The 6,572-nt window shown below is 60.3% G+C and carries 5 protein-coding genes; 4 read left to right on the forward strand and 1 reads right to left on the reverse strand.

Translation table 11 applies throughout. From position 1 onward, the window contains the following. Positions 1-168 precede the first annotated feature (168 nt). Both QMX91_RS27730 and rlmF read left to right on the forward strand, forming a co-directional pair. Complete coding sequence (locus QMX91_RS27730; RefSeq protein ID WP_098967335.1) at positions 169-3,015, forward strand: valine--tRNA ligase; 2,847 nt, start codon at positions 169-171, stop codon at positions 3,013-3,015. 234 nt (positions 3,016-3,249) lie between these two features. Next, the gene (rlmF, locus tag QMX91_RS27735) at positions 3,250-4,269 is read left to right on the forward strand and encodes a 23S rRNA (adenine(1618)-N(6))-methyltransferase RlmF (RefSeq protein ID WP_139053792.1); all 1,020 of its coding nucleotides are present in this window, start codon (positions 3,250-3,252) and stop codon (positions 4,267-4,269) included. A 186-nt stretch (positions 4,270-4,455) separates the two neighbouring features. Here rlmF and QMX91_RS27740 read toward each other — a convergent pair whose 3' ends face one another. Further along, entirely contained in the window at positions 4,456-4,737 is a 282-nt protein-coding gene (locus QMX91_RS27740; RefSeq protein ID WP_003221909.1) for an HU family DNA-binding protein, read from the reverse strand. 395 nt (positions 4,738-5,132) lie between these two features. On the opposite strand from QMX91_RS27740, the gene yejK reads away from it, so the two are divergent. Both yejK and QMX91_RS27750 read left to right on the forward strand, forming a co-directional pair. Next, positions 5,133-6,137, forward strand: a complete 1,005-nt coding sequence (yejK, locus tag QMX91_RS27745) for a nucleoid-associated protein YejK (protein ID WP_003221908.1) — start codon at positions 5,133-5,135, stop codon at positions 6,135-6,137. Continuing rightward, positions 6,137-6,487 carry a glutaredoxin family protein gene (locus tag QMX91_RS27750; protein ID WP_134785497.1) on the forward strand — a complete coding sequence of 117 codons (351 nt, stop codon included), beginning with the start codon at positions 6,137-6,139 and terminating at the stop codon, positions 6,485-6,487. Before yejK ends, QMX91_RS27750 begins: the two co-directional genes overlap by 1 nt. Positions 6,488-6,572 lie beyond the last annotated feature (85 nt).

A 6,572-nucleotide genomic window follows, 5' to 3' on the forward strand; every position in this document is an offset into this window, starting at 1 on the left:
CGAATGCGGTATGTCAGGCACCATCATCGCTGGCTGACACACCGAATTCGCGAGCAAGCCCGCTCCCACATTTGAACCGCGCACTACCTCCCCCGCTCGCCCTCGGCCCCATGCCCCGCTATACTTCCCGGCTTTTCCTGAATAAATGCCAATAGGGTCCCGCCGCGCATGGATAAGACCTACCAGCCGCACGCCATTGAAACTTCCTGGTACAACACCTGGGAGTCCGAGAACTATTTCGCACCGCAAGGCGCGGGCGATTCCTACACCATCATGATCCCGCCGCCGAACGTCACCGGCAGCCTGCACATGGGTCACGGTTTCAACAACGCGATCATGGACGCCCTGATCCGTTTCCGCCGCATGCAGGGTCGCAACACCCTGTGGCAGCCGGGCACCGACCACGCCGGTATCGCCACGCAGATGCTGGTGGAGCGTCAACTGGAAGCCACCGGCCAGAACCGCCACGACCTGGGCCGCGAGAAATTCCTCGAGAAAGTCTGGGAGTGGAAGGATCAGTCCGGCGGCAACATCAGCCGTCAGATCCGCCGCCTCGGTTCGTCCGTGGACTGGAGCCGCGAGCGCTTCACCATGGACGACGGTCTCTCGGAAGCGGTTAAAGAAGCCTTCGTACGCCTGCACGAAGACGGCCTGATCTACCGCGGCAAGCGTCTGGTCAACTGGGACACCAAGTTGCACACGGCGATTTCCGACCTCGAAGTGGAAAACCACGACGAGAAAGGTTTCCTGTGGAACCTCAAGTACCCGCTGGCCGACGGCGCGAAAACCGCTGAAGGCAACAATTTCCTGATCGTCGCGACCACCCGTCCGGAAACCATGCTCGGCGACTCCGCCGTCGCGGTTAACCCGAACGACGAACGCTACAAAGCCCTGATCGGCAAGTTTGTCGAGCTGCCACTGGTTGGCCGCCGCATCCCGATCATCGCCGACGATTACTGCGATCCAGAGTTCGGCACCGGTTGCGTGAAGATCACCCCGGCCCACGATTTCAACGACTACGAAGTCGGTAAGCGCCACAACCTGCCGCTGCTGAACATCTTCGACAAGAACGCCAACGTGCTGCCCGCAGCCCAGGTGTTCAACCTCGACGGCACGTTGAACGACAGCATCGATGGCCAGATCCCGGCCCAGTACGCCGGTCTCGAGCGTTTCGAAGCGCGCAAGCAGATCGTCGCGGCGTTCGACGCCGCCGGCCTTCTGGTCAGCGTCGACGATCACAACCTGAAAGTGCCGAAAGGCGACCGTTCCGGCACCGTGATCGAGCCGTGGCTGACCGACCAGTGGTACGTTTCCACCAAGCCGCTGGCTGAGCCGGCGATTGCTGCCGTTGAAGACGGCCGTATCCAGTTCGTGCCGAAGCAGTACGAAAACATGTACTTCTCGTGGATGCGCGACATCCAGGACTGGTGCATCAGCCGTCAGCTGTGGTGGGGCCATCGGATTCCGGCCTGGTACGACGAGTCGGGCAAGGTCTACGTCGGTCGCGACGAAGCCGAAGTGCGTGCCAAGCACAACCTCGGCCCGGACGTTGCGCTGCAACAGGACAACGACGTGCTCGACACTTGGTTCAGCTCGGGTCTGTGGACGTTCTCCACCCTCGGCTGGCCGGAAAAGACCGAATTTCTGAAGAAATTCCACTCCACCGACGTGCTGGTCACCGGTTTCGACATCATTTTCTTCTGGGTTGCCCGGATGATCATGCTGACGATGCACCTGATCAAGAACGAGGACGGCACCCCGCAGGTGCCGTTCAAGACCGTTTACGTGCACGGCCTGGTGCGTGATGGCCAGGGCCAGAAGATGTCCAAGTCCAAGGGCAACGTCCTGGACCCGCTGGACATCATCGACGGTATCGAGCTGGAAGCACTGGTGCAGAAGCGCACCTCCGGCATGATGCAGCCGAAACTGGCGAAGAAGATCGAGAAACAGACCCGCGACGAGTTCGCCGACGGCATCGCCAGTTACGGCACCGACGCCCTGCGCTTCACCTTCTGCTCGCTGGCGTCCACCGGTCGCGACATCAAGTTCGACATGGGCCGCGTCGAAGGCTATCGCAATTTCTGCAACAAGATCTGGAACGCCGCGCGTTATGTTCTGGACAAGGGCGAAGACTGCGGCCAGAACGGCGAAGCCTACGAGCTGTCGCTGGCGGATCGCTGGATCATCTCGCAGCTGCAACGCACCGAAGCCGAAGTGACCCGTCAACTGGATCAATTCCGTTTCGACCTCGCCGCGCAAGCGCTATACGAGTTCATCTGGAACCAGTACTGCGACTGGTACCTGGAACTGTCCAAGCCAGTGCTGTGGGACGAGAACGCCCCGGTCGAGCGTCAGCGCGGCACCCGTCGCACCCTGGTGCGCGTGCTGGAAGTGGCGCTGCGTCTGGCGCATCCGTTCATGCCGTTTATCACTGAAGAAATCTGGCAGCGCATCGCGCCGCTGGCCGGCATTCAGGGCAAGACGATCATGCTGCAGCCTTGGCCGGTGGCCAACGAGGAGCGCATCGATCCGGCCGCCGAAGACGACATCGAGTGGCTCAAGGGCCTGATGCTCGGCACGCGCAACATCCGTGGCGAAATGAACATCGGCCCGGGCAAACCGCTACCGATCTACTTGAAGAACGTCAGCGCTGAAGATCAGCGTCGTCTGACCGAGAACGAAGCACTGCTGAAGAAGCTGGCGCGTCTGGAGTCGATCACCGTTCTGGCCGCTGGCGAAGAAGCGCCACTGTCCGCCACCGCGCTGGTCGGCGAGATGGAAGTGCTGGTGCCGATGGCCGGCCTGATCGACAAGGGCGCCGAACTGGCACGTCTGGACAAGGAAATCCTGCGTCTGCAGGGCGAAGTTCAGCGCGTTGGTGGCAAGCTGTCGAACGCCGGTTTCGTTGACAAGGCCCCGGCCGAAGTCATCGAGAAGGAACGCGCCAAGCTGGCCGAGGCTGAACAAGCCCTGGGCAAACTGGCCGAGCAGCACGCGCGGATTTCCAGCCTGTAACGGCAAGCCGCAATGAAAGAGGGAGGCCCGCAAAGGCCTCCCTTTTTTATTCAAGAATCGCCACGAATCCCCTGTGGGAGCGAGCCTGCTCGCGAATGCGGTGTGTCATTCAACCTATGTGTTGGCGGACACACCACTTTCGCGAGCAAGCCCGCTCCCACAGTTTGAACGGTGTTGCCTTTAGATGTGGGACAATACCCGCCACTTTCAGCCATACCCGAATCGATCACACCCATGAACGCCCCCCGCACACCCAAACCTGCGCGCAAGAAGCCTGATGCCGCGACCCCGGCCAAAGCCGTCGAGCCGCGTGAAAAGGCCAGCCTGCACCCGCGCAATCGCCACCAGGGTCGCTACGACTTCCCGGCGCTGATCAAGACCACGCCGGAACTGGCGAAATTCGTGATCACCAACCCGTACGGCAAGGAAAGCATCGACTTCGCCAGCCCCGACGCGGTGCGCGTGTTCAACCGGGCGCTGCTCAAGGCGTTCTATGGCATCGAGCATTGGGACATTCCGGCGGATTATCTGTGCCCACCGGTCCCGGGCCGTGCCGATTACGTGCATTTCCTCGCCGACCTGCTGGCGAGCATGAACGACGGCAAAGTGCCGCGCGGCGCGATCGTCAACGTGCTGGACATCGGCATGGGCGCCAACTGCGTTTATCCGCTGATTGGTAACAGCGAATACCGCTGGCACTTCCTCGGTTCGGAAATCGATCCGACCGCAGTGGCTGCCGCGAAGGCCATCGTCCAGTCCAACGGGCTGAACAAGGTGATCCAGCTGCGCCAGCAGGAAAACCGCAAGCACATCCTGATCGGCTTGCTGGAGCCGGGCGAGCGCTTTGACCTGACCATGTGCAACCCGCCGTTCCACGCTTCAATGGAGGAAGCGACCAAGGGCAGCGAGCGCAAATGGCGCGCACTGGGCAAGGCCGATCCGAAACGCAAACTGCCGGTGCTGAACTTCGGTGGTCAGTCCGCCGAACTGTGGTGTGAGGGCGGTGAAGCGCGTTTCGTGACGCAACTGATCGCCGAGAGCGCGAACTTCCAGCACAAGGTGCTGTGGTTCAGCACCCTGGTGTCGAAAGCCTCGAACCTGCCCGCCATCGAAACCGCGCTGAAGAAGGCCGGCGTGCTGGAAAGCCAGGTGGTGGAGATGTCGCAAGGGCAGAAACAGAGCCGCTTCGTGGCCTGGACCTTCCAGACCAAGTCCGAGCAGCAGATCTGGCGGCGCGAGCGCTGGGTTCGCTGACACTGAGCTACTTGTGGGAGCGGGCTTGCTCGCGAAAGCGGTGTATCAGCCGACATCAAGGTGACTGACACACCGCTATCGCGAGCAGGCTCACTCCTACAAAGGTTCGAGGTGCATCGCCAAATCACAGACACAAAAAAACCGTGCCCGGATCACTCCGGTGCACGGTTTTTTTATCGCTGCGTCTTACTTGTTCACAGCGTCGGTCAGGCCTTTGGCCACAACCAGCTTGATCACTTTCTTGGCAGGGATTTCGATGGCAGCGCCAGTCGAAGGGTTACGGCCAGTGCGGGCAGGACGCTCGGTCACTTTCAGCTTGCCGATACCTGGCAAGGTGATTTCGCCGCCATTTTCCAGCTGATCGGCAACGATTTGGCCCAGTTGGTCCAGAGCGTTACGCGCGGTGGTTTTCGGCGCGTCGATAGCTTCAGCGATGTCGGCGATCAGTTGGTCTTTAGTAAGAGCCATGTAGTGTTCCTTCCCTATCAAATTCATATGGATTGCAGAGTGCAGTGTCAGCCATCGAGCCCGATCTTCTGGATCTGGCACCCTCGGCGATAACCACGACGAGTCGGGTTATAGATGCCGAAATCAGGGTTTGGTTCGACCTGACAAATGCTGATTGCACGCTTAACGCAGTGACTTCGCGTAAGACCGGGCAAAACTAGCACAGAGACGGGGAAATATCCGCCTCTAGCTACCCATTTGGTCAGGTTTATTGCTCTAAATCGGTAAAAAACTGCATAAGGGCACCCACCCGCCCTGGATTTGCCCTTCACCCCGCGCCAAAACCAGTGGTTGCGGTACACTGGGCGCTTTTTCGGGGGAGCCTGCCCTCCTCCCTTCCACCAGCCGAGAAGCCCATGCCGATCCGTCATTGCATCGTCCACCTGATCGACAAAAAACCCGACGGCACGCCCGCAGTTCTGCACGCCCGTGACTCCGAACTGGCTGAGTCCGCGGCCATCGAGAACATGCTCGCCGACCTCAACGAGAGCTACAACGCCAAACAGGGCAAAGCCTGGGGCCTGTTCCATCCGGAATCCGGTGCGTTCCCGTTCAGCGGCTGGCTGAAGGAATACATGGACGGTGGCAAGGACTTCGCCGCGTTCAGCAAAGTCGCGGTCGAGCACCTGCAAAAGCTGATGGAAGAATCGAACCTGTCGGTCGGTGGCCACGTGCTGTTCGCCCACTATCAGCAAGGCATGACTGACTACCTGGCGATTGCCCTGCTGCACCACAGCGAAGGCGTGGCGGTGACCGATGAACTGGACGTGACCCCATCGCGTCACCTCGACCTCGGCCAGCTGCATCTGGCGGCGCGGATCAACGTCTCCGAGTGGCAGAACAACAAGCAATCCAAGCAGTACATCTCGTTTATCAAGGGCAAGAACGGCAAGAAGGTTTCGGAGTATTTCCGCGACTTCATCGGCTGCCAGGAAGGCGTCGATGGCCCGGGCGAGACCCGCACCCTGCTCAAGGCCTTCAGCGACTTCGTCGAGAGCGAAGACTTGCCGGAAGACTCCGCCCGCGAGAAAACCAAGACCCTGGTCGATTACGCCAGCAGTCAGGCCAAGCTCGGCGAACCGATGGGCCTGGAAGAGCTGTCGGAGCTGATCGACGAAGAACGGCCGAAAGCCTTTTACGATCACATCCGCAACAAGGACTATGGCCTGTCGCCGGAGATTCCGGCAGACAAACGCACCCTTAACCAGTTCCGCCGCTTCACCGGCCGCGCCGAGGGTCTATCGATCAGCTTTGAAGCGCACCTGCTGGGCTCGAAGATCGAGTACGACGAAGAGGCTGGCACCCTGATCATCAAGGGCCTGCCGACCTCGCTCACTGATCAGCTCAAGCGCCGCAACTGATGCTGGGCAATGTGCTGAAGAAGGTCGCGCTGGTTCTGCTGGTGGTGGTGGTCTATCAGAACTGGGGCAAGATCGAGCGGGTGTTCAACCCGTCGCAGATGGTCTCTGAGCAGACGCGAGCGCAGGCCCGTGTCGTGCTGTATTCCACCGACTGGTGCGGCTACTGCAAGCAGACCAGGCGCTTTCTCGACAGCAAGGGGATTTCTTTCAAGGAATTCGACATCGAGAAGGACGCCGAGGCGCGCAAGGCGTATGAGGCGCTGGGCGGGCGCGGGATTCCGCTGATCGACGTGAATGGCACGTTGATTCGCGGGTTTGACCCGGACGAAATTCTCGCTGCCCTGAAATAACAACTGTGGGAGCGGGCTTGCTCGCGAAAGCGGTGTGCCAGTCAATAATGATCGCGACTGATTCACCGCATTCGCGAGCAAGCCC

Source organism: Pseudomonas sp. PS01299 (assembly GCF_029960145.1).
Classification (GTDB): domain Bacteria; phylum Pseudomonadota; class Gammaproteobacteria; order Pseudomonadales; family Pseudomonadaceae; genus Aquipseudomonas; species Aquipseudomonas putida_A.

What these genes read in the sequence shown, in the direction of transcription:
- QMX91_RS27730 (WP_098967335.1), top strand. Translation starts at nt 169, where the DNA reads ATGGATAAGACCTACCAGCCGCACGCCATTGAAACTTCCTGGTACAAC.
- rlmF (WP_139053792.1), top strand. Translation starts at nt 3,250, where the DNA reads ATGAACGCCCCCCGCACACCCAAACCTGCGCGCAAGAAGCCTGATGCC.
- QMX91_RS27740 (WP_003221909.1), bottom strand. Translation starts at nt 4,737, where the DNA reads ATGGCTCTTACTAAAGACCAACTGATCGCCGACATCGCTGAAGCTATC.
- yejK (WP_003221908.1), top strand. Translation starts at nt 5,133, where the DNA reads ATGCCGATCCGTCATTGCATCGTCCACCTGATCGACAAAAAACCCGAC.
- QMX91_RS27750 (WP_134785497.1), top strand. Translation starts at nt 6,137, where the DNA reads ATGCTGGGCAATGTGCTGAAGAAGGTCGCGCTGGTTCTGCTGGTGGTG.